The organism is Leisingera daeponensis, assembly GCF_019801465.1.
GTDB classification, from domain to species: domain Bacteria; phylum Pseudomonadota; class Alphaproteobacteria; order Rhodobacterales; family Rhodobacteraceae; genus Leisingera; species Leisingera daeponensis_A.
In genome coordinates, this window is sequence record NZ_JAHVJA010000002.1 from 1 (window position 1) to 24,431 (window position 24,431).

Here is a 24,431-nt window from a genome sequence, read left to right on the forward strand (position 1 = left end):
TGATCGACGGGCTGGCGGCCAACGGTGAAGAAGGCAACGCCGACGTGGAAGCCGCGGTGCGCGCCAAGGTTGCGGACCTCTGCGCCCGCTTCCCGCTGTACCCCAACCTGTAAGCCGTATCGGCATTGAAGAAACCGAACCGCCGCGGCAGCCCAGCCGCGGCGGTTTTCTTTTGGCCCGATCAGGGGAGCGCCCGCAGAGCAAGCCGCACCACACCAATTCTGTTTACTCCGGACATCCGGTCCCGGCGGTAAGCCTCCCTGGCCGTGAGGCGGGTCAGAACCTCTGCGGCGGCGGCGCTGTGAAGCGGAAATTCAAACCAGGCCGCGCCAGCGCAGAACCACCACCAGCAGGATCAGCACGCAAAGGACGGAAAACGCCATGCTGCCCAGGACACCCAGCCAGAATCCCTTGCGGCGGTCCGCCAGATCGATCTGTTCCAGATGCGCCTTCACTTCCCGCGCAGCACCGCGCAGCGGCTTCTCGTCGACCGTCAGCCGCAGCTTCGGGTGATCCAGGAGCGGCAGGGCGGCGGCAAGCCTCATGCCCTGCTTGTAGACCCTGCGCGGCAGGCGGCGGCGGACATGCTTCAGGGCAGCGGCAAGATCGCCTGACGCGTGCTCGCGCTCTTTCAGGAGGGAACGGATGTCTTCGATGTCCTGGTCCAGACTGGCGGCCATTCAGGCACTCTCCCCTAGCTGCGGTGCCAGGCCACCCTAGCCTGCCCCTGCGGCTGCCTCAATGGGGGTGGCAAGCCTCCGCCTGCGACGCTATCAAGGCGGCATGCTGAACACGATCACTCATGGCTCCGCCACCGGAAAAACCCCGCTTCTGATTGCCCACGGGCTTTATGGCTCGGCCCGCAACTGGGGCGTCATCGCCAAGCGCCTGTCGGATGAGCGGCAGGTGGTTGCGGTGGACATGCGCAACCACGGCGACAGCCCGCGCGAGGACAGCCATACCTATCCGGAGCTGGCCGGGGACCTGGAGGAAGTGATCGGCGCCCATGGCGGCCGGATGGATGTGATCGGCCATTCGATGGGCGGCAAGGCGGCGATGATGCTAGCGCTGAACCATCCGGAGGCGGTGAGAAAGCTAGTGGTTGCCGACATCGCGCCGGTCGCCTACGGCCATACCCAGATCCAGTATATACACGCCATGAAGTCGCTGGACCTGGAGACCATCGAGCGCCGCCCCGAGGCCGCCGCAAAACTGGGCGAGGCCGGGGTGGAGCCTGCGCTGCAGAGCTTCTTCACCCAGTCGCTGGACCTGCCGAACAAGCGCTGGAAGCTGAACCTGGACACGCTGGCGGATCAAATGCCGAACATCATGTCGTTTCCGCAGACGGACGCCGCCTGGGAGGGCCCTGCCCTGTTCCTGTCAGGCTCCGAGTCGGATTACGTGCTGCCGGAGCACCGTGAGGAGATCCGCGCGCGGTTCCCCAATGCCCGCTTTGCCAAACTGCCCGGCGCGGGCCATTGGCTGCACGCGGAGAAGCCGCGGGAATTCGAGGCCGCCGCGCGGGTGTTCCTGAACGCCTGATCCGGGGCAGGCGCCGCGGGCATAGAGCTGTTTCGCCACCAGCCAGGCCACCGGCAGGGCCAGCACCGCGCCCGCTGCGGCGGCACCGATGATGGCCTGGGTGGTGACCAGCCCGGCGGCCAGCACCGCAATCACCCCGGCCCCTGCCAGGCTGCTGCCGATCAGTGAATACAGGATGGATGCAAGGCGCAACATGGGCTTTCTCCTATAGCTGCCGGGTCTCTTCGAATACAGGCATAGGGGGACCGGGCCATCGCTGCCTTGATCCGGATCAGATGGCAGCCCGCCAATATCAAACGGCCCCAAGGGGGCCGCCGGCCGCAGACTAATCCGGGAAGAGCCGGTCAGCCGGTATTCACAAAAACCCGGCCGCCCTCGACCTTCACCGGATAGGTTTTGAGGTCTTCATGCACCGGTGCCGACAGCGCCTTGCCGGTGCAGATGTCGAAGCGGCCGCCGTGCAGCGGGCATTCGATGACGCAGTCGATCACCAGACCGTCCTCCAGGCTCTGCTCCTCATGCGTGCACATCAGGCCGGAGGCAAAGAAGCCCCTTTCGGTGTTATAGATCGCATAGGATTTTCCGTCATGCTCCCAGGCAATCAGGTCTTCCTCGTCGATGTCATCAGTGGCGCAGGCGTCAATCCATTGGCTCATTCTTGCGGCTCCTGGTCTTGGGATCGGGCGGGAATTACATGGTCCGCTGCGCAACGCGCTGCATCGGACCACCGTCGGTAATCATATGCGGCGCCTGCCGGATGGTGGCGGCCTTGGTCGGGCGGCCCAGAGTGCGGCGCAGCACCACAGACAGCACCTCGAGGTTGGTCCTGAAGAACCCCGGGTCCGGTTCGGGAAGCTGGTCCTGCACCGCCTCGGCCAGTTTTGGCAGCGCGTGGAACGGCACCTGCGGATACAGATGGTGTTCAACGTGGTTGTTCATCTTCAAATAGAGGAACTCAGCCAGCCAGTTGCTGCGGAACGAGCGGGTGCTTTCCAGGATCGAGGGCGAGTTTTCCTGCAGCTCCACATGCTGGATCAGGGTGAACAGCAGCATGACAGGCGCGCCCAGCACCCGCGGGATGGCAATCAGCCAGACCGGCCACCAGACGCCGAAGAACGGTGCTGCGGCGATCAGCGCATAGATCATCAGCATGATGCGCGCGTTGCGGGTCATCTTGGCGAACTCGCCCTCGGGCGTGACCATCTTCATCGTGTCGGTGTAATGGCCCGCCGCCAGATGCACGAAGACCTGCATGTGGAAGCGCAAGAGCGCAAAGCCGGTGATTTCGGCCAGCCAGCCGCCAAAGCCCATCGGCGTGTCGAACGGCATCTGGCTGTCCCTGCCGACCCACCAGGTGTGGGTGTGGTGGTTGGTGTGGGTGTAGCGGCGGTGCAGCGGCTCCTCCATGTAGAGGAGCGAGGTGACCCACAGCACCGTCTCGTTCAGCCAGCGGCTGCGGAAGGCGGTGCCGTGCGCGGTCTCATGGCTGAAGGAATAGGCCGGAACGGTCAGGAAGATGCCGTGCAGCAGCATCGCGGGCCACATCCAGATGGTGCCGAGCGCGGCCCACACCAGGGTGCCGGTGGCGGTCAGGAAAGCAAGCCATTGCGCCAGGTAGATCAGCCCGGGCCTGTCGCTGCGGGCGGCGATGGATTTCAGCGTCTTCTTGTCGAGCTTCACACCCGAGGACGCAGCATTGGTGGGGACGTAATCAGGCATCTGGACCCTTCTGGATGGCTGAAGTGAAGTAACGATTGGATGCAGCAAACCGCCGGCAGCTGAATCAACTGCCCGTGGCGTCACTGCCTGGATTGAAAGCCTATTCAGCTGGCGTAATTGGAGCCTTCGCCGTCGAGGATCGCCTTCAGCTCCGCCAGGTGTCGCTCCGCCTGGTCCGGATAGTCCTCAAGCTCCTGCGCGGTCTTCTCGGCGATCTCATCGCTCAGCACCCGCAGCTTCTGGCCGGTTTGCAGCGCCCGGATATAGGTCTCTGCGGCACGCTCGAAATAGTAGAGGCGGTTGAAAGTGTCCGCGACTGTGTCGCCGATCACCAGCACGCCGTGGTTGCCCATGATCATCACTTTGACCTTCGGGTCGCTCAGCATCGAGGCGCAGCGCTCGCCTTCGCTTTCAAAGGCCAGTCCGCCGAACTCGCCGTCGACCACATAGCGGTTGTAGAAGGTGGCGGTGTTCTGGTCGATCGGCGGCAGGGTGCTGTCGGCGAGGCAGGCCAGCACGGTTGCATGAATCGAATGCACATGCATCACGCAGCGCGCATGCGGGCACAGGCGGTGGATCGAGCCATGCAGCCCCCAAGCGGTCGGATCCGGCGCGTCGGGGCGCTGCATCGTCTTGGGGTCGTTGGCGTCCAGGAACAGGAGATCCGAGGCTTTGACGCGGGCAAAATGCACCTGATTCGGGTTCATCAGGAACTGGCTGCCATCCTCGTTCACGGCTAGGCTGAAATGATTGGCCACGGCCTCATGCATGTTGAGCCGCGCGGTCCAGCGGAAGGCCGCGGCCATGTCCACCCGTTCCTGCCAATGGGTGAGGTTCGGGCTGAGTTCCGCTTGCTTGTTCATTCTGAAGCCTCCCATAAGTTGCTGCGCCATTAGTGCCAGCTGCATTCTTAGCTGACAAATGATTGATTCAGCCGTTATGCATTAAGCAAACTAATGCATAGGTCATGCGTCGATGTCTTCGCCCGGTTCCCCTTCGCCCTCCCTGCCCCCGCTCACCTGGCTGCGCGCCTTTGAGGCCAGCGCCCGGCATCTTTCATGCACCCGAGCGGCAGGCGAGCTGAACCTGACCCAATCAGCGATCAGCCAGCATGTGCGCAGCCTGGAGAACTTTCTGGGCCGGGAGCTGTTCATCCGCAAAACCCGCGCGCTGGAGCTGTCGGAGGCCGGAGCGAACTATCTTCCCATCGTGCGCGAGGCCTTTGACCTGATCGCCGCCGGCACCCAGGCTTTTACCGGCGGCGATCAGGGGCGGCATTTGGTTCTCCAGTGCAACATGGCGTTTTCAGTGTTCTGGCTATCACCGCGCCTGCCCCGGCTGTACGAGAAGTACCCCTGGCTGGTGCTGAACATCGTTACGCCGATTTGGGACCCGGAGCGCCACGCCAGTTCCGCCGGGACCGAGATCCGCTTTGGCCGCCCGAATGATATGTCGGCGGCAGCGGTGCGGCTGACCCGGGACCGGTTCTATCCTGTCTGCGCACCAGGCTACCAGGGCGGCACGGTGGACTTCAGCACCGCAACACTGCTGGATTGTGCTGGGGTAACGGGATCTTGGGGGGCTTGGTTCAAGTCGCGGGAGCTGCCGTTCGAGCGCAATCACGAGATCAATCTGGCCTCGACCTACGTGATCGCCATGACCGCGGCGGTGAACGGGGCTGGAATTTCCATGTCGCACGACACCCTCGCAGGCGGGCTGCTGAAAAGCGGCCAGCTGGTGCGGGCCAGCCAGCACTCGGCGGAACTGCTGGAGAACTACTTTCTGATGCCGCCGCCCAGCCATGCCAGCACCCCGGCGTCGCGGGCGTTTCTGGAGTGGCTAAAGGGGGAACTGCCTCCCGTTTAGGAAGCCCGGCCCGGCTAATTGCCACTTTCAAATTTCCCCAACAAGTCCTGCCAAATGTTCGCAATACGCCCGCAGCTTGCACCATTCCCGCCATGCTGCTAAACGCGCGGCACCGGTCGCAGCCTACCCGGTCACCAAAACAAGGGTTCAAAAATGAAAACTATCGTTATCTGCTCGGGCGGGCTGGATTCCGTTTCGCTTGCCCATATGGTCGCTGAGGAGCATCAGCTGACCCGTCTTGTCTCCTTCGATTACGGCCAACGCCACAAGAAGGAACTTGACTATGCCGCCGCCGCTGCCAAACGGCTGGGCGTGCCGCATGACATCATCGACATGAGAGGCATCGGCGCCGCGCTTTCCGGCTCGGCGCTCACCGATGACATCGACGTGCCGGACGGCCACTACGAGGAAGAGACCATGAAGGTCACCGTGGTGCCGAACCGGAACGCGATCATGCTGACCATCGCCTATGGCATTGCCGCTGCAAACGGCGATGAGGCCGTGGCAACGGCGGTGCATGGCGGCGACCACTTCATCTATCCGGACTGCCGCCCGGCCTTTACCGAGGCGTTTGATGCGATGCAGCGGGCGGCGCTGGACGGCTATGCCAACGTGCGGCTCTACACTCCGTTTGTGCACCGCACCAAGGGCGACATCGTCACCGCGGGCGCCAGGCACAACACCCCCTTTGCCGAGACCTGGTCCTGCTACAAGGGCGGCGAGAAGCACTGCGGCCGCTGCGGCACCTGCGTGGAGCGGCGCGAGGCCTTCCACCTGGCAGGCGTCGAAGACCCGACAGACTATGCCGACCCGGACTTCTGGAAAGCCGCCATTGCAGGCAAGGACGGCGCCTGATGTTCCGGATCACCAAGGAGTTTCATTTCTCCGCCTCGCATCAGCTGACTCATCTGCCATCCGACCACCAATGCGCCCGGCTGCACGGCCACAACTACATCGTGGTGGTGGAACTGGCAGCCAAGGAGCTGAACAGCGACGGGTTCGTGCGCGATTATCACGAACTGAAGCCGCTGAAGGATTACATCGACGGCACCTTCGACCACCGGCACCTGAACGACGTGCTGGAGGGTCATTCGACGGCGGAGAACATGGCCAGGCACTTCTATGACTGGTGCCATGCGCGCTGGCCGGAAGTGACTGCTGTGAAAGTCTCGGAGACGCCCAAGACCTGGGCAGAGTACCGGCCATGACCCTGCGCATTGCGGAAATCTTCGGCCCCACGATCCAAGGCGAAGGCGCCCTGATCGGGGAGCCCACGGTGTTTGTGCGCGCCGGCGGCTGCGATTACCGCTGCTCCTGGTGCGACAGCATGCATGCGGTCGACAGCGCCTACCGGCACAACTGGGCGGTGATGGCGCCAGAGGAAGTTATGGCAGAGGTGCGCCGCCTGTCGGGCGGCAAGCCGTTGACGGTGTCGATTTCCGGCGGCAACCCGGCGATCCAGGACTTCGCCCCGGTGATCGCCTATGGCAAGGCCGAGGGCTACCGGTTTGCCTGCGAGACTCAAGGATCGGTGAGCAAGCCCTGGTTTGCGGATCTCGACACGCTGGTGCTGAGCCCCAAGCCGCCCTCCAGCGGCGAAACCGTGGACTGGAAGGCCTTTGACCAATGCCTTGAAGCGGCCAAGGGCTGCGGCCAGGCGGTGATGAAGATCGTGATCTTCGACGACAAAGATTACGCCTGGGCCAAGGCCGCTGCCGAACGCCACACGGAGCTGCCGCTGTACCTGCAGCCCGGCAACCCTGAGGTCGACCCGGAGCTGCCGGTCGATCTGAACCAGGCCACCGAGCGCCTCCTGTGGCTCATCGAAAAAGTGACCGGCGACGGCTGGTTCACCCCCCGCGTCCTGCCGCAGCTGCATGTGCTGGTCTGGGGCAACAAGCGCGGCGTCTGACAACAAGGAACCCTGACATGTCCGACAGCATCTACAGCAACCTGAAACAGCTGGGCGGCGACACCATCGTGCCGCAAAACCCGGAAGAGGCGGAACTGGAGCGGGTGCAGAACCCGCAGTCCGACGTTGCCTACAACGTGCGTTTCACCGCGCCGGAATTCACCTCGCTCTGCCCGATGACCGGCCAGCCGGACTTTGCCCATCTGGTGATCGACTATGTGCCGGGCGAGTGGCTGGTGGAAAGCAAATCGCTGAAGCTGTTCCTCACCTCCTTCCGGAACCACGGCGCCTTCCACGAGGACTGCACCGTCTCCATCGCCCGCCGCCTGGCGGATTTCCTGGAGCCCAAATGGCTGCGCATCGGCGGCTACTGGTACCCGCGCGGCGGCATCCCGATCGACGTGTTCTGGCAGACCGGCCCGATGCCGGAGGGCGTCTGGATCCCGGACCAGGGCGTGCCGCCCTACCGCGGCCGCGGCTGACACAACCCTAAGCCACTCTGACACGACCAGGCCCGGCAGCATGTCTGCCGGGCTTTTTCTTTTCAAAACAACCCCTACCGCGGGCGGCCTGCGGCACTTTGCGATGCCGCGCTTGCACAGAGAAGAAAGCAATTTACCGCAAAGGTGGTTAGGATTTTATTCAATCTGCGCGCCATGGCGGTGTCAGCGGACAAACCGGAATATCCCGGAATGAATTATTTGAGACGGGGGGCTTAATGAACGCACTTGATTTGGGGAAGGCGCTTTCGGTCTACCTGCACGCGCTTTCGCAGGCAGGCCTGCAGGTCGAAATGTTCACGGACTTTGAAAGAATTCCCGAAACGGCCGCCGCAACCGGGCGGCCGTTTCAAATGCCCGGCTTTGCCATTGAGCGCGCCGACCATACTCAGAACTCAGCCTTCTGGCTGTTCCTGCGGGAGGGCGGAACCTATATCGGCGGCGCTGCCTCCATGCTGCAGGACCTTGGCCGCGAAACATTGGCGGATTACCTGATGCGCACGTCCCGCCATCAGTTCCCCAACAACAAGGGCGGCGGGGTGGAAAGCGTTGCGGAACCTTTGGCCCGCGAAGTGCGCGGCCGGCTGGCATACATCGGCGAGCTGACCTTCCTTCCCGGCCATCGCGGCAGGCGGGCCGAGCGTCTGGAACCCTTCATGCGGATCTTCCAGATCCTTGCGATCCAGAAGTGGGACGTAGACTGGATCTATGCCTTCATTCCGGACCGCCACATGCAGGCCCGCCTGGACCTTGTCTACGGCTTCACACGGGCAATCCCGCGGGCCCAGAAATGGCGCGCCCCGGAACCGGAGGTGCGCAGCAGCACGGAATGGTTTGTCGGCGCTCCCAGGCTGGAGATGGAGCACATGCTGCAAAGCGATCTAGCCAAATTTGATGTCCTGTGAAAAATTGACCACCAGCAGCTTGCCGTCAGGCAGATAGACCGGGGCCAGCACCCGCCGGTACTGGCGGGTGAAGCGGCGTCCGTTCAGCAGCTTCACGTCGATGGACGGATGCGTGATCACCGGCTCGCCCCGGCTGATCGCCTCGCTGTGCGCCATCACCAGATCGGCGTTCAGCTTGGCACTGAACCCGTTCAGCGTGCTCCGCAGCTGGTCACTGTCTGAAATTTCAAAGCAAATCGACGCCAGGCTGGCCGGGCCGGACCGGATCGGTTGGATGCGGTTTTGCTCCTGATCCGGCGGGTCGAATATGTCGACCGCGTGCTGCAAACGGTCAAACCCTTCCAGCCTGCCGCTGTTTGCAAACCACCAGTCCAGGAAGTCCTGCAGCGAAACATCGCAGCCGCTGTACTGCCGGGTCCGAGCCGCAGCCTGCAACCGGGCATCGAGTATCTCAAACGCCTTGCGTTCCGCCAGATCGTCGTGGAGTTTCGGCAGCAGCTCCAGTTCCGCAGTATCCGAAGAGAAGTAATGGAAGGAGACGCCAAGCCCGCGCGCCAAAGCATCCAGCATGCTCCAGCCGATTTCCCGCTCATGTTTCAAGGCACTGTTGAACGTCCCATAGGGAATGCCGCACCTCAGTGCGGCCTGCCGGTTGGACAGATTCTTGTCAGCGAGAAGAGCTGAAATTTTTTCGTGAATTAGCGCCATATTTGCAGGATCTTTCACATTTTGCGAAACATCTTGCACAAAACCACTATCACAGCAACGCAGACCCTGTGAGACGGGCCAGGTTGCTATCCCATAGGACTGCCAGTATGAGGCACTGGCTTTTACCAAGGGTAAACAAATGGCCGCTGTGGCAGCCTCCATCAGCAGAATTCAGGATCTGGTGCGGACGGCGGGACTCGAACCCGCACGGCCATACGGCCAGGAGATTTTAAGTCTCCGGTGTCTACCATTCCACCACGTCCGCACACGGCGCCGGCACAAGGCGCCCTGGCCGCAGGTCTAGCCTCCTGATTTCAGGCGGACAATCCGTTTTCGGTCAGAATGGCAAAATTTTCCCGCAGCGCAGGCTGCGCTACAACTTCATATCGCCGCCGCCGGGCGGCGCCAGGGGCCCGCCGGGCTCCGCCAGATAGCGCTCCGGCAGCCATGGGTTCAGCGCCAGCGCCTCTGCCAGCGCGGAGCGCGCTTCCTCCAGCCGGGACAGGCCGTAAAGCGACAGCGCCCGACCGCTCATCGCGGCGATATGGCGGGGCGACAGTTCCAAAGCGCGGTCCAGATCGGTCAGGGCAGATGAAAAATCACGGCGCAGGTAGTGCACAAATGCGCGCTGGTTGTAGCCCTCGGCATAGTCCGGGCAGTAGGCGATCAGCTGATCGAAGTCCTGTATCGCGCCGAGGAAATCGAAGGCGGAGCGCTTGGTCATGCCGCGGTCGAGAATAGCCTGCGCCTGCGCATTGGGGGCATCGGCCCAGTATTCCCACATGCGGTTGGCGATTTCCCGCGCCTGGGCTTCGGTTTCGGCTTCCTGCACTTCGGTTAGCAGCGCCTCCAAAGGTGTGCTGTGGTCGGGGGCGTCTGGGCAGTCCGACGCCTGCACCGGGAAAGAAGCGGCGGCGAGAACCGCAGCACAGGCGGCGGCGGGAAACGGGGCGCGAAGAAAGGCAAACAACATGCCCCATGCTCGCACAATTCCGGTTTCAATCAAGTCAACTGGGCGTGCGCCGCCCGTGCCCCTCTTAAAGCGGACCCAGTGCGCCGTCTTCCTTGACCGCCTGCATCGCCACGTAGGTAGAGGTGGAGGCGACATGCGGCAGCGAGGAGATCTTCTCCCCCAGCACCGCCCGGTAATCGGTCATCGAGCGGGTGCGCACCTTCAGCAGGTAGTCGAAATGCGAGGCCATCATATGCGCCTGCTCAATCTCCGGCAGCCGCGCCACGGCGGCATTGAACTTGGCCAACGCCGCCTCGCGGGTGTCGTCCAGCTTCACCTCGACAAAGGCGACATGGTCCAGCCCCAGCCGGATCGGATCCACCAGGGCGCGGTAGCCTGTGATGACCCCTTCCGCCTCGAGCCGCTTGAGCCGGGTCTGGGTCGGGGTTTTCGACAGACCGATCCGCCGCGCGAGGTCGGCAATCGAGATGCGGCCGTCCACGCTCAGCGCATTCAGAATCGCCCGGTCGAAGCGGTCGAGATCAATGGAGTTCATTTGGACCTTCCTGAGTTATTTTTTCACTCATTTGACCTGTATATATCACATCTTCAGGCGATTGTCCTTTCTGAAAGGGTGTATTCTCCACAAAAGCCCTGCACGCATTTTGTGGAGTTCCCTGCATGACCGCTCAAACCAAGCTGCGCTACCGGATTGACGCCGGCACCTATGCCGATCAAACCGCGATGCGCGACCAGCTGGTGGCCCAAGCCGCCCTCACCGACGCAGACCGCGAAAAAATCTGCGCCAACGCCGCTGCGCTGGTGCGTGATATCCGGGGCCATTCGGCACCGGGGCTGATGGAGGTGTTCCTGGCCGAATACGGGTTGTCCACCGACGAGGGCGTCGCGCTGATGTGCCTGGCCGAGGCGCTCTTGCGGGTGCCGGATGCCGATACCATTGACGCGCTGATCGAAGACAAGATCGCGCCCTCCGACTGGGGGAAGCATCTGGGCAAATCCACCTCCTCGCTGGTCAACGCCTCCACCTGGGCGCTGATGCTGACCGGCAAGGTGCTGGATGAGGAACGCAGCCCGATCGGCGCCCTGCGCGGCGCCATCAAACGCCTGGGCGAGCCGGTGATCCGCACCGCCGTCAGCCGCGCGATGAAGGAAATGGGCCGCCAGTTCGTGCTCGGCGAAACCATCGAAAGCGCGATGAACCGCGCCGCCGGGATGGAGGCCAAGGGTTACACCTATTCCTACGACATGCTGGGCGAGGCTGCCCGCACCGAGGCCGACGCATCGCGTTACCACCTTGCCTACTCCAAGGCGATCTCTGCAATTGCCGCCGCCTGCCACAGCGACGACATCCGCAAGAACCCCGGCATTTCGGTGAAACTGTCGGCGCTGCATCCGCGCTATGAGCTGGCTCATGAGCACAGCGTGATGGAATCGCTGGTGCCGCGCCTGAAGGCGCTGGCGCTGCTCGCCAAGGCCGCGAAGATGGGCCTGAACGTCGATGCCGAGGAGGCCGACCGTTTGTCGCTGTCGCTTGAGGTGATCGAGGCCGTGGTCTCCGACCCGGCACTGGCGGGCTGGGATGGTTTCGGCGTGGTGGTGCAGGCCTACGGACCGCGCACCGGGCTGGCGATTGATGCGCTGCACGAAATGGCCGAGAAATACGACCGCCGCTTCATGGTGCGGCTGGTGAAGGGCGCCTATTGGGACACAGAGATCAAACGCGCGCAGGTCGAGGGCGTGGATGGCTTCCCGGTCTACACCTCCAAGCCGCTGACCGATGTGTCTTACATCTCCAACGCCCGCAAGCTGCTGGGCATGACGGACCGGATCTATCCGCAGTTCGCCACCCACAACGCGCACACGGTTGCCGCCATCCTGCATATGGCCGAGGGCAAGGACAAAGCCGCGTATGAGTTCCAGCGCCTGCATGGCATGGGCGAAACACTGCATCAGATGGTGCTGGAGCAGAACAAGACCAACTGCCGGATCTACGCGCCCGTCGGCGCCCACCGCGACCTGCTGGCCTACCTGGTGCGCCGCCTGCTGGAAAACGGCGCCAATTCCTCCTTCGTGAACCAGATCGTAGACGAAAACGTGCCGCCGGAGGTGGTGGCCGCGGACCCGTTTGCTGCCGTTGCGGATGTGACCCGCAAGATCCCGACCGGGCCGGAGCTGTACGCGCCGGAGCGCCCGAATTCCAAAGGGTTCGATCTGGGCCACGCGCCGACCCTGGCAAGGATTGAAGAAGCCCGGGCGCCCTGGCGCGGTCACCAGTGGCAGGCCGCACCGTTGCTGGCCGGCGACGCCCAGCCGGAAGCTGCAAAGGACGTGACCAGCCCCACCGATCAGAGCGTGGTTGGCACCGTCAGCCAGTGCAGCCCCGAGGATATCGAGCTGGCGCTGGCGCTGGCCGATCCCTGGGACGCCTCCGCAGCGGAACGCGCCGCGATCCTGAACAAGGCCGCTGATCTTTACGAGGAAAACTTCGGCGAGCTGTTTGCCATCCTCGCCCGCGAGGCCGGCAAAACCATCCCGGATGCGGTCGCCGAACTGCGCGAGGCGGTGGATTTCCTGCGTTACTATGCGGCACGCATTCCCAGCGATCCGCCTGCAGGCATCTTCTCCTGCATTTCGCCCTGGAACTTTCCGCTTGCGATATTCACCGGCCAGGTCTCGGCCGCATTGGCTGCAGGAAACGCGGTGCTGGCGAAACCCGCCGACCAGACCCCGCTGATTGCCCATCGCGCCGTGCAGCTGATGCATGAGGCCGGGGTGCCGCGCAGCGCAATGCAGCTGGTGCCGGGCCGCGGCAGCGTGGTTGGTGCCGCCATCACTTCCGACCCGCGGGTGAATGGCGTTGCCTTCACCGGCTCCACCGCCACCGCCCTGCGTATCCGCAAGGCGATGGCCGAAAACCTGCAGCCGGGCGCGCCTCTGATTGCGGAAACCGGCGGGCTGAACGCGATGATCGTCGATTCCACAGCGCTGCCGGAACAGGCCGTGCAGGCAGTGATCGAAAGCGCCTTCCAGTCGGCCGGCCAGCGCTGCTCGGCGCTGCGCTGCCTGTATCTGCAGGACGATATTGCAGACAACGTGCTGAAGATGCTGAAGGGCGCGATGGACTGCCTGAATCTGGATGATCCCTGGCACCTGTCCACCGACAGCGGCCCGGTGATCGATGAAGGCGCCCGCGCGGGCATCCTGGCCCATATCGATAAAGCCCGCAGCGAGGGCCGGGTGCTGAAAGAAATGCGCGCCCCGCAGGGCGGCACCTTCGTCGCCCCCACGATGATCGAAGTCCCCGGCATCAGCGCGCTGGAGGAGGAAATCTTCGGGCCGGTGCTTCATGTTGCGCGGTTCAAGTCGCAGGACCTGGACAAGGTGATTTCCGATATCAACGCCACCGGCTACGGTTTGACCTTCGGACTGCACACCCGCATCGACGACCGGGTCCAGCATGTCTGCGACCGGGTCCATGCGGGCAACATCTATGTGAACCGCAACCAGATCGGCGCCATAGTCGGCAGCCAGCCCTTCGGCGGCGAAGGGCTTTCGGGCACCGGCCCCAAGGCCGGCGGCCCGTTCTACCTCAGCCGCTTCTGTGCGCCGGACCGCCAGTCCAGCAGCGGCAGCTGGGAGGCGAGCATCACGGAACTCAAGGCACCCAGCGGCGTGCCTTCCGGTCCGGTCACGACCTCCCTGCCCGGCCCGACCGGCGAGTCGAACCGCCTGACGGTGTCGGCGCGCCCGCCGCTCCTGTGCATGGGACCAGGGCCGGAGGCCGCCGCTGCGCAGGCCAGAGAGGTGATCAGCCTCGGCGGCACCGCGATTGAAGCGCACGGCCTTCTGGACCTGCGCCAGCTGGAAACGATCCAGGGCATCGGCGGCGTTCTGTGGTGGGGCGGCGAGGCGACGGGGCGGGAGATCGAGCAGAGCCTGGCCAAACGGGACGGCGCAATCGTGCCGCTGATCCCGGGCAAGCCCGACCGCGCCCGCGTGCTGGCCGAGCGCCACGTCTGCGTCGACACCACAGCCTCCGGCGGCAACGCGCAGCTGCTCGGCGGCATGGCCTAAGCTCCCGGTGCTAAGCACTTGACGCTGGGCCGTTTCCGGCCCAGCGTTCCCCCATGTTTCCGATCCGCGACCACAACCCGTCCGGCCAGAGGCCCTATGTCGTCTATGCGCTGATTGCCGCGAATATCCTGGCCCACATCTACTATTCCGCCAGCTACGCCTCGCCCCGCGCGCTTGCCTATTTCTATGACTCTTACGCGGTGGTTCCCGCCGAGATCAGCCACGGCTACGGCTACGAAACGCTGCTCACCTCGCTGTTCATTCACGGCGGGCTGATGCACCTGGGCGGCAACATGCTGTTCCTGTGGATCTTCGGCGACAATCTGGAGGAGGAGATGGGCCGCCTCCCCTTCTTCCTGTTCTACCTCCTCAGCGGCATCGGCGCCGGGCTGATCCATGTTCTGTCGGCGCCAGGGTCGATGGTGCCCACCGTCGGGGCCTCCGGCGCCATCGCCGGTGTGATGGGCGGCTACCTCTTGATGTTCCCCAAGGCGCGGGTCGATATCCTGCTGGTGCTGATCATCTATTTCCGCATCTTCACCATCCCCGCCTTTGTCATGCTGGGAGTCTGGCTGGCAATGCAGTTCTTCGGCGGCCTCGGCGCCGACCCCAACCAGGGCGGCGTTGCCTATTGGGCCCATGCCGGCGGTTTTGCGGTGGGGCTGGTCCTGTGCCTGCCCCTGTGGCTGCGCCGCGGCGGCCCGGCGTTCTGGGACCGGACACATGGCACCCCGCCGCATCCGCAAAGCGAGTATGAGATTTCTGCCAGCCGCATTCCGAAGCTGCCGAGGAAGAAGCGGAATCCGGGGCCTTGGGGGAAATAGTGTTAAAACTGGAAGCCAATGAATGAAGAACTATACCGCCCAGGAGGGGCATCAAAAACCTTTTCTCAGTAGGTTTTGGGCCGAGATTAAGAACGATTTTCCACTTGCGACGAGCTTGTGGGCAGTACTTTTTTACGGGGTAAATTACGTTCCCCTAAGCTCACCTGACTCCGGATACCGTCTACCGGTATTATTCTACATTTATTACGGATTTCCGATCGTTTTGATTCAAATTGTTTTTCAAGGAATTAGGAAAACTCGACGCCAGTAGAACCAGGAAGTCCTGCAGACAACTCAGAAAAGCCAAAGATTGGTTGGAGTCCCATGCCCCACTTGAAAGCCACCTGCCACTGCGGCGCCGTTGAGATCGAGGCGGAGTTCCCCGAGGGCCTCGCCTCTGCCGCGCGCTGCGACTGTTCCTTTTGCCGCCGCCGCGGGGCGGCGGCTGTCACCGCCATTGCCGCCAGCCTGAAGGTGCTCAAAGGAGCAGAGAACCTCAGCCTATACACCTGGGGTTCTCACACGGCGAAACATTACTTCTGCAAGACCTGCGGCATCTACACCCACCACCAGCGCCGCTCCGACCCCAAGGAATGCGGAGTCAACCTGGGCTGCATCGAGGGCGCCAACCCGCGGACGCATCCGGAAACCTACGGCGAGATCCCCTGGAACGACGGGGTGAACCATCCATCGGATCAGTAGTTTTGCACGCTGAGGGCAGCACCCAATTCTCGGGGCGGGTGCAATAGCGCCCTCCCCGTAGGGAGGGTCGGGCGCTGCCCCGCCTATCGGCCATGCGAAACAAAAAACGCGGCACAGCGGCCGCGTTTCCAACACTCAAAGCTCCGCGGTGATTCAGCCGCGGATCACCTTGGCAAAATTCTCGAAGATCGGCTCGTTGGAGCAAACCACGGACCCGCTGTCGATGATGCCCGCTTCCGGGTCGATCGCCTCGGCCAGGCCGCCGGCCTCCTTCACGATGATGATGCCTGCCGCCAGGTCCCAGGGGTTCAGGCGGCGTTCCCAGAAGCCCTCGTAGCGGCCTGCGGCCACATAAGCCATGTCCAGTGCAGCAGAGCCCCAGCGGCGCACGCCGGCGCAGGCGGGCATCAGGCGCGCCAGATCCTGCAGCGTCAGCGGCAGGTCGGCCCGGCCGCCGAACGGCACGCCGGTGGCAAAGATCGATTCAATCATCCGGTGGCGGCCCGAGACGCGGATACGAGTGTCGTTCATCCAGGCGCCCGCACCCTTTTCGGCAAAGAACATCTCGTCCTTGGCGGCGTCATAGACCACGCCCGCGACGATCTTGCCCTTGTGCTCCAGCGCGATGGAGATCGCCCAGTGCGGCAGCCCGTGCAGAAAGTTGGTGGTGCCGTCCAGCGGGTCGACGATCCAGCGGCGGGTCGGGTCTTCGCCTTCGATCTCACCGCCTTCTTCGGCGATCCAGCCATAGGTCGGGCGGGCGTTGCGCAGCTCTTCCTTGATGATCTTTTCGGCGGCGATGTCGGCTTTGGAAACGAAGTCGCCCGCGCCTTTCATCGAGACCTGCAGGTTTTCCACCTCGCGGAAGTCCTTCACCAGGGAACGGCCTGCCTTGCGGGCGGCCTTGATCATCACATTGAGGTTTGCGCTGCCAATCATATCTGCAGAATCCTGTCACGTCGGGGAGATGCCGGGGTCAATGCGTGCCTATACGCGCCCTGCCCCAGAATGCCAAGGGGTTATGCCGGAAACAGCATTTCTGTGCTGACGCCGCGGCGCCAGGCATCCGGGCGGTTGAAATCCGCCCGAACGCCCCCCAGACTTTGCTGCAAACAGAACAAGGAATGCCCCATGCCCGACCAGATGCAGCGTGTCGTCCTGGCCAGCCGCCCCGAAGCCCAGGCCAGCGAAGAGAACTTTCGCCTTGAAACCGTGGACCTGCCCCGGCCCGGCGCAGGGGAAGTGCTTGTAAAGGTGCACTATATGTCGCTGGACCCCTATATGCGCGGGCGCATGAACGCAGGCAAATCCTACGCTCCTCCGGTGGAAATCGGCGAGACGATGACCGCGGGCGGCGTGGGCGAAGTGATTGCCTCCAACAGCCCGGATTACCAGCCCGGCGACTTTGCCCTTGGCATGTTCGGCTGGGCCAGCCACGCTTGTGCGCAGGCCTCTGAAATCCGCAAACTGGACCCGGAGATGGCGCCGCTCACCACCGCGCTTGGCGTTCTTGGCATGCCGGGGTTTACCGCCTGGCATGGCTTGGACGCCTATGGCCGCCCGCAAGCGGGCGAAACCCTGGTGGTTGCCGCGGCGACCGGCCCGGTCGGCTCCTTGGTGGGGCAGCTGGCAAAACAGAAAGGCCTGCGCGTTGTCGGCATCGCGGGCGGTGCGGACAAGTGCAAGCTGGCAGTTGACACCTTCGGCTTTGACGCCTGCCTCGATCATCGCGCCCTGAACTCGGCGGAGGCTCTCAGCGCAGCGCTGGCGGCCGCCTGCCCGGACGGCATCGACATTTATTACGAGAACGTCGGCGGCAAAGTGCTGGAAGCGGTGCTGCCGCTGATGAACAACTTTGGCCGCATCCCGGTCTGCGGCATGATCGCCTGGTACAACAGCGCCGAAACCGGGCTGACCGCCCCGGCGATCTGGCGGTCGGTGCTGACCAGGTTCCTGTCGGTCAATGGCTTCATCATCTTTAACCATTACGACCGCTACCCGGCCTTCCTGCAGGACGTCGCGCCAAAGATTGCCAGCGGCGACATCAAGTATCTCGAGGACATCGCCGAAGGGCTGGAAAATGCCCCCAAGACCTTCCTGTCGATGATGCAGGGCGGCAATACCGGCAAGCAGATCGTCAAACTGGTCTGAGCCGCACTCCGGCACCCGCCGGATCACGCAACCGCGCGGAGCGGGCACTGGCGCCGGAACGGCGCGGGCCGTTCCGCGCCTGTCACACGTGCTGCAGCTTGCGGGCTTCGACCTTAGCCAGGCGGATCAATTCCTGCATGTACGGCTTCTCAAGATCTTCCGCCCGGATCGCCGCATAAAGCCTGCGGGTGATTCCGGACCTGGTCAGCGGCCGGGTCACATAGTCCGAAGAGTACTTCACCTCCCGCACCACCCAGTCCGGCAGCACTGACACACCGCGGTTGGAGGCAACCAGCAGCAGGATCACGGCGGTCAGCTCCACCTGCCGGATTGAGGCAGGCTCCACGCCCGCCGGAATCAGCAGCTGGCTGAATACATCCAGCCGGCTCCTTTCCACCGGGTAGGTAATGAGGTTTTGGCCGATGAAATCCTCGGCTTCCACATAAGGCTTCTCCGCCAGCGGATGCTGCGCCGAGGCGACAAAGACGGCATTGTAATCGAACAGCTCGATGAACTCGACGCCGTTGATATCCTCCGGGTCGGAAGAAACCACCAGATCCACTTCTTCCTTCAGCAAAGCCGGCAGTGCATCGAAGGCCAGGCCGGGGCGGATATCCACATCCACATCGCCCCAGTTCCGGCGGAAGCCCTCCAGCACCGGGAACAGCCACTCGAAACAGGCGTGGCATTCGATGGCGATATGCATCCTGCCGGTATTGCCGTCGCGCAGGGACGAGAATTCCGCTTGCGCCGCCTCCACTTGCGGCAATACCTGCTCTGCCAGCCGCAGCAGCCGAAGGCCCGCCGGCGACAGCTTCATCGGCTTGGACCGGCGGATGAACAGCTCCACGCCGGCCTGATCCTCCAGCCCCTTCACCTGATGGCTCAGCGCGCTTTGGGTGATGTTAAGCTGATCGGCAGCCCGGGCCAGACCGCCGGCCTCATGGATGGCCTTGATGGTGCGGAGATGGCGGAATTCGATATGCATTCTATCAGATCGCTCATGTTAATCTTGAGTATTATGAAATTGTCTCACATTGCTGCGCGTGCAACAAGAGCTGACATCAACCTAGCGAGAGACCTGAGATGACGACGCCCAAGATTTCCTTTGAATTCTTCCCGCCGCAAAATCTCGAAGCCTCCTTCCGGCTTTGGGACACCGTGCAGGTACTCGCCCCGATGAGCCCGCGCTTTGTTTCGGTGACCTATGGTGCCGGCGGCACCACCCGCACCCTGACCCGCGACGCGGTGTCGACGCTGCACAAAACCTCCGGTTTGAACGTGGCCGCGCATCTGACCTGCGTGAACGCCTCCAAGGCGGAGACGCTGGAGATCGCGGACCAGTTCGCCGAGGCCGGTGTGACCGAAATCGTTGCCCTGCGCGGCGACCCGCCCAAGGGGGAAGGCAAGTTCACGCCGCATCCCGACGGCTTTGCCAACTCGGTTGAGCTGATCAAGGGGCTGTCGGCACGCGGCAACTTCAATATCAAGGTCGGCGCCTACCCGGACCGCCATCCGGAAGCTGCCGATCAGGCTGCGGATGTGGAATGGCTGAAACGCAAGCTGGATGCCGGCGCCGACGAAGCCCTGACCCAGTTCTTCTTCGAGGCGGAGACCTTCTTCCGCTTCCGCGATGCCTGCGAGAAGGCCGGCATCGACGGCAGCAAGCTGACCCCCGGCATCCTGCCGATCGAGAACTGGAAGGGCGCACGCAACTTCGCCAGGCGCTGCGGCACCATCATTCCCGACTGGGTCGAGGACGCCTTTGACAAGGCGCTGCGCGACGGCCGCGAGGAACTGCTGGCGACCGCGCTGTGCACCGAACTGTGCTCGGACCTGCTGGAAGGCGGCGTTGACAAGCTGCACTTCTACACGCTGAACCGTCCGGAGCTGACCCGCGACGTCTGCTTCGCCCTGGGTGTCACCCCCAAGGTTGCGCTTCAGAACGTGGCGTAAGCGTTGCGCACACCGGCGCGCGGTTTCTAATGGCAGGGATTTCCCGCCAAGGACCCGCGCGCCATGTTTTATGCCAAACAGCCCTCCGACCTTCTGACGATCGATCAGATCACCCGGATTTCCGGACTTGATTTCATGCAGGGCATTCTCGACGGCCATCTGCCCGGCCCGCCGATTGCGGAGACTCTCGGCTATCACCTGCACAGCGTCGAAGACGGTGAGGTGGTGTTCCGCGGCACTCCGGAGTTCCATGTCTGCAATCCGATGGGCACCGTGCATGGCGGCTGGTACGGCACGCTTCTGGACAGCGCCATGGCCTGTGCAGTGATGACCAAAGTACCCTTGGGTGCGGTCTACACAACGCTGGAATACAAGATCAACATCCTTCGGCCGATTCCGCTGGGCACCACCATCGACTGCACCGGCAGCATCGACCACGTGGGCCGTTCAACAGGCGTGGCGCATGGCGAGATCCGCGGGCTGGAGGACGGCAAACTCTACGCCACCGGCTCCACCACCTGTATCGTGATGCAGATCGCTCCGCGCTGAGCACACGGCAGGCGGCCGCGGGCTTGCCACCTGCGGCTTTTCACCTAAGTCTGTGCAAGCATATGAAAAACAGCAGAAAGGCAGGCCATGCCGCCAAACAGCCTCGCCCGCGCCGCAACTGCCCGCATCCAGGTTCTGGCCCCTGTTGACAAGCTGGATTTCCTGGACACCCAATCGGCAGTTCTGCCGGTTCAGGTCACGCCGCTGGAAGCCTGGAACATCATGCACGCCACGCCGCTGCCCGGCCTGAAGCTGGCCTTCCGGCTGCGCGATGCCGTTTCCGCCTTGTTCGGGGTCAAGCGCATCGGAGGCTTCTCCGGCCGGGGCCGGCTGAATGTGGAGGCCGGGGAGAAACTGGATTTCTTCCTGGTTGAAGCTGTATCAGACGACGTTTTGACACTCACGGTCCGGGACAGGCATCTGGACGTGATGACCTGCGTCACCAGCAACAGCGGCGTGCTGAGCATCACCTCTTCTGTGAAAACCCATAACCTGTTCGGCCGGATCTACATGCTGCCGGTCCGCCCGGCGCACAAGCTGATCGTCGCGCTGTCTCTGAAACGGCTGCAGAAAGAATTGCAAAGGCGCCGCGCGGGCGGCCGGTAAAACCGGCTCAGAAATACGGTTTCAAGGTCTCCAGGCTGCCGGCGCCCCGCCCGGTCAGGTTTTCGAGAACCTGGCCAGCCATCCCCCGGCCGGCGAAGCGTCGGGGCGGACTGCATTTGCACTGCTGTGCAGACGCTCGCTGGGATCCAGCCCGACCCGCCTGCGGCTGCGCAGCAGAAAAATCTTGGCCCAGCCTTGCCAGGTTCCGACGGACGGCGCGTTCGGGTCCACAGGGAACCGCATGCGCCAGTCACTGGGCAGCGGGAGGCCGCGCTCCTCTGCCTTCTCCAGCATCCAGATCAGCGAGACATTGGCCAGCGGGCGCGCGTCTTCAAAGCCGCCAAGCTGACCGCCCACATCGCCGTGCGCGCCGCGGAACCAGACCTGCTCGACATGGCCGTTCCAGCCCTTCGGGCAGTCCCAAAGAACCGGTTTGAACACATCTCGTGTCTCATCCAGAGCCAAGGCGTGATAGCCGCTCTTGATATGCGGCCCCAGTGTATGGTTGTGGAAGTTGTGCTGCTTCTCCGCCCAGCGCCACAGAAGCGGCAGGCGAAGGCCCAGCGCCTTCACCGTATCCCAGGCGCCGACCATCTCGATTCCGACCTCTTCATGGCAATACGCCTTGCTGAACGCCGCACCCGTCTTGGACCGCCCGTTCAGCCGGTAGTGACGGTAGGCGGTGCGGATGTGGCGCACGGTGGCATGTTCGGGTTTCAGCAGGCCGATCCGGTCGATGACTCCGGCCAGTGACCGCACCGCATAGGCGCCGCGGGAATATCCGAACAAATAGATCCTGTCCCCGGGGCGGTACCGGGAGGCAAGGTAGCCATAGGCGCGGCGGATCTGCCGGTTGATGCCGCGCCCCATCATCACATCCGGTGCGCTGCCCCACCCTTTCCACTGCACCCCGGATTCATAGAAGACAGACACCTGGCCGCCCATTTCCCGGCACAGGCGGTAAAGCTGGCCGGCATGGGTTTCACGGCCGGTTTCCAGTGTCGACATGGTGCCATCCAGGATGATCACATGGGCCTGCGGCCCGCGCAGCTTGGTTTCGCCGGAATGCTCCGACCGAAGCGGCCGTCCCAGCCATTCTAAAACCCGTCTACTCAGCTGCCTCAGTAACATCCTTAAGCACTTCCCAAATCCTCAGCGGGGTGAACGGCATGTCCACTTGCCGCACGCCGCGGTCCCAGACCGCGTCCTGCACCGCGTTTGCAACTGCTGCCAGCGCGCCGACGGTGCCCGCCTCGCCGCAGCCTTTCATCCCCATCGGGTTTTGTGTCGAAGGCACCGGCTCGGAGGTGAATCCAATCATGGGAACGCCGCTTGCCCGCGGCAAGGCATAGTCCATGAACGAAGCTGTGAGCAGCTGTCCGTCCTCATCGTAGACAACGCGCTCCAGCATGGCCTGTCCCAGCCCCTGCGCCACCCCGCCATGCACCTGGCCTTCGGCCAGCATCGGGTTGATCAGATTACCGAAATCGTCAACTACAGTGTAGCGCTCCACATCCGCTTGCCCAGTCTCCGGATCGATAACAATTTCGGCAATATGCGCCCCATTCGGAAACGAACGGCCCGGCAGCCGGGCCCGCGCCGCGTGACGCAGCAAATCATGCCGCCCTTGCGCGCGGGCCATCTCTGCCGCCTCCAGCATGCCGGGGGTCATGTTCGACCCGGGCGCGCGGAATGTTTCGCCATCGAATTCAACAGCTTTCTCTTCCACCCCCATCTCCTGCGCCAGGAAGGGCTTGAAGGCCGCGATCATCTTTTCCACCGTCGCGAGGGCCGCATTGGCCTGCGTGGTGACAGAGCGCGAGCCGCCGGTGCCGCCGCCCTGGGCGATGCGGTCGCTGTCCCCCTGGATCACCTGGATGCTTTCCGCCGGAATCCCGCTCTGGTCGGCAAGAAACTGCGCATAGACCGTCTCATGGCCCTGCCCGTTGCTTTGGGTGCCGACATAGATGTTCACCCGGCCATCCTCCAGAAACTCCACTTCCGCGCCTTCTGAAGGATCGCCCAAAATGCTTTCGATATAGTAACAGACCCCGACGCCCCGGTACTTGCCGCGTTTACCGTCCGCTGCGCGGCGGGCCGCGAATCCCCCGAGGTCCGCCTCTTCAGCCGCCCGGCTCAGCACTTTGTCGAAATCGCCCACGTCATAGGTCTCCCCGGTCACGGTGCTATAGGGAAACGCCGCAGGCCTGATGAAGTTCCGCCGCCGCAGCTCAAGCGGATCAACGCCCAGCTCCCGCGCCGCGCGGTCCATCGCCCGCTCCAGCACATAGATCGCCTCCGGCCGCCCGGCGCCGCGATAGGCGTCCACCTGGGTGGTATTGGTATAGATCCCCTCCACCTGCAGCCAGGCGGTCCGGATGTCATAGACACCGGCCAGCACCCGGCTGAACAGCTGGGTCTGGATCGGCTGCCCGAAATGGGAGTTGTAAGCGCCGAGGTTGCAACGTGTGCTGACGCGGTAGGCCGTGATCTTCAAATTCTTGTCAAAGGCCAGCTCCGCCAGCGAGGTCAGGTCCCGTCCGCCGTTGTCGCTCAACATCGCCTCCGAGCGGTCCGACATCCAGAACACCGGGCGGCTCAGCACGGTGGCGGCGTGGGCCACGGCAAAATATTCCGGGTAGGCAAAAGCCTTCATGCCGAAGCCGCCGCCGACATCCGGCGTGCTGACTTTGATGTCATCTTCATTCAGCCCCAGCTTCGCCGCCAGTTGGGACTTCATGCCCCAGACGCCCTGACCGCCGAAGGTGAAGTGCAGCCGCCCCTGCTGCCATTCGGCAAAGCAGCCGCGCGGCTCCATGGTGCTGACCATGATCCGGTTGTCCTCGACCTGCAGTGCCACGGTATGGGCAGCGGAGCGGAATGCCTCTGCCGTTGCTGCCTCATCCCCCATGCCCCAGTCAAAGGCGCGGTTGTCCGGCACGCCGTCATGCAGCGGCTCGCCGCCGGGCACCAGGTCCAGTTTGATCGGCAGATCGTCAATATTCAGTTCGATCAGCTCACCCGCGTCGCGGGCCTGGTCCAGCGTTTCGGCCACGACAACCGCAACCGGCTCACCGACATAGCGCACCCGGTTGCGCGCCAGCATCGGGCGTTCCGGCGACGCGCCCTCCGACCCATCCCGGTTCTTCACCGTGGTGCCATCCATCGAAACATTGATGCCCGCCGCCTCAAGCTCCGCCAGGGTGATAACCGCATGGACCCCTTCGGCTTCCAGCGCATCCTCTGTGTGCAGCGCCGTAATCACCCCGTGCGCCACCGGACTGCGCAGCACCCATGCGCGCAGGGCGCCTGCCGGGGCAGCGTCTTCGATATAGTTACCCTGCCCGGTCAGGAACCGGATGTCCTCGACCCGTTTTACCGGCTGGCTTTTCCCGAACTTGTCCATGCTCGCCCCCCTGTCCGTGCTGACTGACCTTAAGGGGG

General features: G+C 63.4%; 25 protein-coding genes, 1 tRNA gene and 1 pseudogene. 14 read left to right on the top strand and 13 right to left on the bottom strand.

Annotated elements, in window-relative coordinates; translation table 11 throughout:
- Window positions 1–314: 314 nt before the first annotated feature.
- The gene (locus KUV26_RS04685; protein ID WP_222507527.1) at window positions 315–680 is read right to left on the bottom strand and encodes a hypothetical protein; all 366 of its coding nucleotides are present in this window, start codon (window positions 678–680) and stop codon (window positions 315–317) included.
- 61 nt (window positions 681–741) lie between these two features.
- Between KUV26_RS04685 and KUV26_RS04690 the strand changes: the two genes are divergently transcribed.
- Window positions 742–1,542, top strand: coding sequence for an alpha/beta fold hydrolase (locus KUV26_RS04690; RefSeq protein WP_222507528.1), 801 nt, complete (start codon window positions 742–744; stop codon window positions 1,540–1,542).
- A gap of 9 nt (window positions 1,543–1,551) precedes the next feature.
- On the opposite strand, the pseudogene KUV26_RS23540 reads toward KUV26_RS04690, so the two are convergent.
- From KUV26_RS23540 to KUV26_RS04705, 4 genes and pseudogenes are all read right to left on the bottom strand, one after another.
- Window positions 1,552–1,737: pseudogene (locus tag KUV26_RS23540) on the bottom strand (hypothetical protein); the annotation flags it as partial.
- 149 nt (window positions 1,738–1,886) lie between these two features.
- Window positions 1,887–2,198: a non-heme iron oxygenase ferredoxin subunit gene (locus KUV26_RS04695; RefSeq protein ID WP_222507529.1), complete on the bottom strand. Its 312-nt coding sequence runs from the start codon at window positions 2,196–2,198 to the stop codon at window positions 1,887–1,889.
- A 34-nt stretch (window positions 2,199–2,232) separates the two neighbouring features.
- Entirely contained in the window at window positions 2,233–3,261 is a 1,029-nt protein-coding gene (locus KUV26_RS04700) for a fatty acid desaturase (RefSeq protein WP_222507530.1), read from the bottom strand.
- Window positions 3,262–3,365: 104 nt separating this feature from the next.
- Window positions 3,366–4,124 carry a class II aldolase and adducin N-terminal domain-containing protein gene (locus KUV26_RS04705; RefSeq protein WP_222502911.1) on the bottom strand — a complete coding sequence of 253 codons (759 nt, stop codon included), beginning with the start codon at window positions 4,122–4,124 and terminating at the stop codon, window positions 3,366–3,368.
- A gap of 112 nt (window positions 4,125–4,236) precedes the next feature.
- On the opposite strand from KUV26_RS04705, the gene KUV26_RS04710 reads away from it, so the two are divergent.
- The 6 genes from KUV26_RS04710 (at window position 4,237) to KUV26_RS04735 (ending at window position 8,444) form a co-directional block, all read left to right on the top strand.
- Entirely contained in the window at window positions 4,237–5,127 is an 891-nt protein-coding gene (locus KUV26_RS04710) for a LysR family transcriptional regulator (RefSeq protein WP_222507531.1), read from the top strand.
- 153 nt (window positions 5,128–5,280) lie between these two features.
- Entirely contained in the window at window positions 5,281–5,982 is a 702-nt protein-coding gene (gene queC, locus KUV26_RS04715; RefSeq protein ID WP_222502909.1) for a 7-cyano-7-deazaguanine synthase QueC, read from the top strand.
- Window positions 5,982–6,335: a 6-carboxytetrahydropterin synthase QueD gene (gene queD, locus KUV26_RS04720; RefSeq protein WP_222502908.1), complete on the top strand. Its 354-nt coding sequence runs from the start codon at window positions 5,982–5,984 to the stop codon at window positions 6,333–6,335. The genes queC and queD overlap by 1 nt, the downstream gene beginning before the upstream one ends.
- Complete coding sequence (queE, locus tag KUV26_RS04725) at window positions 6,332–7,039, top strand: 7-carboxy-7-deazaguanine synthase QueE (protein WP_222507532.1); 708 nt, start codon at window positions 6,332–6,334, stop codon at window positions 7,037–7,039. Before queD ends, queE begins: the two co-directional genes overlap by 4 nt.
- Before the next feature lie 17 nt (window positions 7,040–7,056).
- Window positions 7,057–7,521 (top strand): preQ(1) synthase, encoded by a 465-nt coding sequence (gene queF, locus KUV26_RS04730; protein WP_174146635.1) that lies wholly within the window; start codon window positions 7,057–7,059, stop codon window positions 7,519–7,521.
- 236 nt (window positions 7,522–7,757) lie between these two features.
- Complete coding sequence (locus KUV26_RS04735; protein WP_222507533.1) at window positions 7,758–8,444, top strand: hypothetical protein; 687 nt, start codon at window positions 7,758–7,760, stop codon at window positions 8,442–8,444.
- Here KUV26_RS04735 and KUV26_RS04740 read toward each other — a convergent pair.
- From KUV26_RS04740 to KUV26_RS04755, 4 genes are all read right to left on the bottom strand, one after another.
- Window positions 8,421–9,314: a helix-turn-helix domain-containing protein gene (locus KUV26_RS04740; RefSeq protein ID WP_261399748.1), complete on the bottom strand. Its 894-nt coding sequence runs from the start codon at window positions 9,312–9,314 to the stop codon at window positions 8,421–8,423. The two genes, KUV26_RS04735 and KUV26_RS04740, sit on opposite strands and share 24 nt — an antisense overlap.
- Before the next feature lie 17 nt (window positions 9,315–9,331).
- A tRNA-Leu gene (locus KUV26_RS04745) sits at window positions 9,332–9,417 on the bottom strand.
- 108 nt (window positions 9,418–9,525) lie between these two features.
- On the bottom strand, window positions 9,526–10,125 hold the full coding sequence (locus KUV26_RS04750) for a tetratricopeptide repeat protein (protein ID WP_261399749.1): 600 nt from the start codon (window positions 10,123–10,125) through the stop codon (window positions 9,526–9,528).
- A gap of 64 nt (window positions 10,126–10,189) precedes the next feature.
- A complete protein-coding gene (locus tag KUV26_RS04755) occupies window positions 10,190–10,660 on the bottom strand; it encodes an Lrp/AsnC family transcriptional regulator (RefSeq protein WP_222502905.1) in 471 nt (156 codons plus the stop codon).
- Between the two features lie 125 nt (window positions 10,661–10,785).
- Here KUV26_RS04755 and putA point away from each other — a divergent pair, with 125 nt between their 5' ends.
- From putA to KUV26_RS04770, 3 genes are all read left to right on the top strand, one after another.
- The gene (gene putA / locus KUV26_RS04760) at window positions 10,786–14,199 is read left to right on the top strand and encodes a bifunctional proline dehydrogenase/L-glutamate gamma-semialdehyde dehydrogenase PutA (protein ID WP_222507534.1); all 3,414 of its coding nucleotides are present in this window, start codon (window positions 10,786–10,788) and stop codon (window positions 14,197–14,199) included.
- 53 nt (window positions 14,200–14,252) lie between these two features.
- Entirely contained in the window at window positions 14,253–15,023 is a 771-nt protein-coding gene (locus KUV26_RS04765; protein WP_222507535.1) for a rhomboid family intramembrane serine protease, read from the top strand.
- A gap of 324 nt (window positions 15,024–15,347) precedes the next feature.
- A complete protein-coding gene (locus KUV26_RS04770; protein WP_222507536.1) occupies window positions 15,348–15,725 on the top strand; it encodes a GFA family protein in 378 nt (125 codons plus the stop codon).
- 153 nt (window positions 15,726–15,878) lie between these two features.
- Here the strand turns inward: KUV26_RS04770 and KUV26_RS04775 are convergent, their stop codons facing one another.
- Complete coding sequence (locus tag KUV26_RS04775) at window positions 15,879–16,664, bottom strand: inositol monophosphatase family protein (protein ID WP_019295568.1); 786 nt, start codon at window positions 16,662–16,664, stop codon at window positions 15,879–15,881.
- A gap of 192 nt (window positions 16,665–16,856) precedes the next feature.
- On the opposite strand from KUV26_RS04775, the gene KUV26_RS04780 reads away from it, so the two are divergent.
- Entirely contained in the window at window positions 16,857–17,876 is a 1,020-nt protein-coding gene (locus KUV26_RS04780; protein WP_222507537.1) for an NADP-dependent oxidoreductase, read from the top strand.
- Window positions 17,877–17,958: 82 nt separating this feature from the next.
- On the opposite strand, the gene KUV26_RS04785 is transcribed toward KUV26_RS04780, so the two are convergent.
- Window positions 17,959–18,864 carry a LysR family transcriptional regulator gene (locus KUV26_RS04785; RefSeq protein WP_222502898.1) on the bottom strand — a complete coding sequence of 302 codons (906 nt, stop codon included), beginning with the start codon at window positions 18,862–18,864 and terminating at the stop codon, window positions 17,959–17,961.
- A gap of 98 nt (window positions 18,865–18,962) precedes the next feature.
- Here KUV26_RS04785 and metF point away from each other — a divergent pair, with 98 nt between their 5' ends.
- From metF to KUV26_RS04800, 3 genes are all read left to right on the top strand, one after another.
- Window positions 18,963–19,832 carry a methylenetetrahydrofolate reductase [NAD(P)H] gene (gene metF / locus KUV26_RS04790; RefSeq protein ID WP_222502897.1) on the top strand — a complete coding sequence of 290 codons (870 nt, stop codon included), beginning with the start codon at window positions 18,963–18,965 and terminating at the stop codon, window positions 19,830–19,832.
- 63 nt (window positions 19,833–19,895) lie between these two features.
- Window positions 19,896–20,381, top strand: a complete 486-nt coding sequence (locus KUV26_RS04795) for a PaaI family thioesterase (RefSeq protein ID WP_222502896.1) — start codon at window positions 19,896–19,898, stop codon at window positions 20,379–20,381.
- Window positions 20,382–20,468: 87 nt separating this feature from the next.
- Window positions 20,469–20,987 (top strand): DUF2867 domain-containing protein, encoded by a 519-nt coding sequence (locus KUV26_RS04800; RefSeq protein ID WP_222507538.1) that lies wholly within the window; start codon window positions 20,469–20,471, stop codon window positions 20,985–20,987.
- Window positions 20,988–21,041: 54 nt separating this feature from the next.
- On the opposite strand, the gene KUV26_RS04805 is transcribed toward KUV26_RS04800, so the two are convergent.
- On the bottom strand, window positions 21,042–22,118 hold the full coding sequence (locus tag KUV26_RS04805) for a DUF2235 domain-containing protein (protein ID WP_222507539.1): 1,077 nt from the start codon (window positions 22,116–22,118) through the stop codon (window positions 21,042–21,044).
- Window positions 22,096–24,393 carry a xanthine dehydrogenase family protein molybdopterin-binding subunit gene (locus tag KUV26_RS04810; RefSeq protein WP_222507540.1) on the bottom strand — a complete coding sequence of 766 codons (2,298 nt, stop codon included), beginning with the start codon at window positions 24,391–24,393 and terminating at the stop codon, window positions 22,096–22,098. Before KUV26_RS04810 ends, KUV26_RS04805 begins: the two co-directional genes overlap by 23 nt.
- Between the last annotated feature and the right edge of the window lie 38 nt (window positions 24,394–24,431).

Excerpts from the sequence above, each read along its gene's own strand:
- KUV26_RS04685 (WP_222507527.1), bottom strand. The coding sequence starts at position 680 with ATGGCCGCCAGTCTGGACCAGGACATCGAAGACATCCGTTCCCTCCTG.
- KUV26_RS04690 (WP_222507528.1), top strand. The coding sequence starts at position 742 with ATGGGGGTGGCAAGCCTCCGCCTGCGACGCTATCAAGGCGGCATGCTG.
- KUV26_RS04695 (WP_222507529.1), bottom strand. The coding sequence starts at position 2,198 with ATGAGCCAATGGATTGACGCCTGCGCCACTGATGACATCGACGAGGAA.
- KUV26_RS04700 (WP_222507530.1), bottom strand. The coding sequence starts at position 3,261 with ATGCCTGATTACGTCCCCACCAATGCTGCGTCCTCGGGTGTGAAGCTC.
- KUV26_RS04705 (WP_222502911.1), bottom strand. The coding sequence starts at position 4,124 with ATGAACAAGCAAGCGGAACTCAGCCCGAACCTCACCCATTGGCAGGAA.
- KUV26_RS04710 (WP_222507531.1), top strand. The coding sequence starts at position 4,237 with ATGTCTTCGCCCGGTTCCCCTTCGCCCTCCCTGCCCCCGCTCACCTGG.
- queC (WP_222502909.1), top strand. The coding sequence starts at position 5,281 with ATGAAAACTATCGTTATCTGCTCGGGCGGGCTGGATTCCGTTTCGCTT.
- queD (WP_222502908.1), top strand. The coding sequence starts at position 5,982 with ATGTTCCGGATCACCAAGGAGTTTCATTTCTCCGCCTCGCATCAGCTG.
- queE (WP_222507532.1), top strand. The coding sequence starts at position 6,332 with ATGACCCTGCGCATTGCGGAAATCTTCGGCCCCACGATCCAAGGCGAA.
- queF (WP_174146635.1), top strand. The coding sequence starts at position 7,057 with ATGTCCGACAGCATCTACAGCAACCTGAAACAGCTGGGCGGCGACACC.
- KUV26_RS04735 (WP_222507533.1), top strand. The coding sequence starts at position 7,758 with ATGAACGCACTTGATTTGGGGAAGGCGCTTTCGGTCTACCTGCACGCG.
- KUV26_RS04740 (WP_261399748.1), bottom strand. The coding sequence starts at position 9,314 with ATGGAGGCTGCCACAGCGGCCATTTGTTTACCCTTGGTAAAAGCCAGT.
- KUV26_RS04750 (WP_261399749.1), bottom strand. The coding sequence starts at position 10,125 with ATGTTGTTTGCCTTTCTTCGCGCCCCGTTTCCCGCCGCCGCCTGTGCT.
- KUV26_RS04755 (WP_222502905.1), bottom strand. The coding sequence starts at position 10,660 with ATGAACTCCATTGATCTCGACCGCTTCGACCGGGCGATTCTGAATGCG.
- putA (WP_222507534.1), top strand. The coding sequence starts at position 10,786 with ATGACCGCTCAAACCAAGCTGCGCTACCGGATTGACGCCGGCACCTAT.
- KUV26_RS04765 (WP_222507535.1), top strand. The coding sequence starts at position 14,253 with ATGTTTCCGATCCGCGACCACAACCCGTCCGGCCAGAGGCCCTATGTC.
- KUV26_RS04770 (WP_222507536.1), top strand. The coding sequence starts at position 15,348 with ATGCCCCACTTGAAAGCCACCTGCCACTGCGGCGCCGTTGAGATCGAG.
- KUV26_RS04775 (WP_019295568.1), bottom strand. The coding sequence starts at position 16,664 with ATGATTGGCAGCGCAAACCTCAATGTGATGATCAAGGCCGCCCGCAAG.
- KUV26_RS04780 (WP_222507537.1), top strand. The coding sequence starts at position 16,857 with ATGCCCGACCAGATGCAGCGTGTCGTCCTGGCCAGCCGCCCCGAAGCC.
- KUV26_RS04785 (WP_222502898.1), bottom strand. The coding sequence starts at position 18,864 with ATGCATATCGAATTCCGCCATCTCCGCACCATCAAGGCCATCCATGAG.
- metF (WP_222502897.1), top strand. The coding sequence starts at position 18,963 with ATGACGACGCCCAAGATTTCCTTTGAATTCTTCCCGCCGCAAAATCTC.
- KUV26_RS04795 (WP_222502896.1), top strand. The coding sequence starts at position 19,896 with ATGTTTTATGCCAAACAGCCCTCCGACCTTCTGACGATCGATCAGATC.
- KUV26_RS04800 (WP_222507538.1), top strand. The coding sequence starts at position 20,469 with ATGCCGCCAAACAGCCTCGCCCGCGCCGCAACTGCCCGCATCCAGGTT.
- KUV26_RS04805 (WP_222507539.1), bottom strand. The coding sequence starts at position 22,118 with ATGTTACTGAGGCAGCTGAGTAGACGGGTTTTAGAATGGCTGGGACGG.
- KUV26_RS04810 (WP_222507540.1), bottom strand. The coding sequence starts at position 24,393 with ATGGACAAGTTCGGGAAAAGCCAGCCGGTAAAACGGGTCGAGGACATC.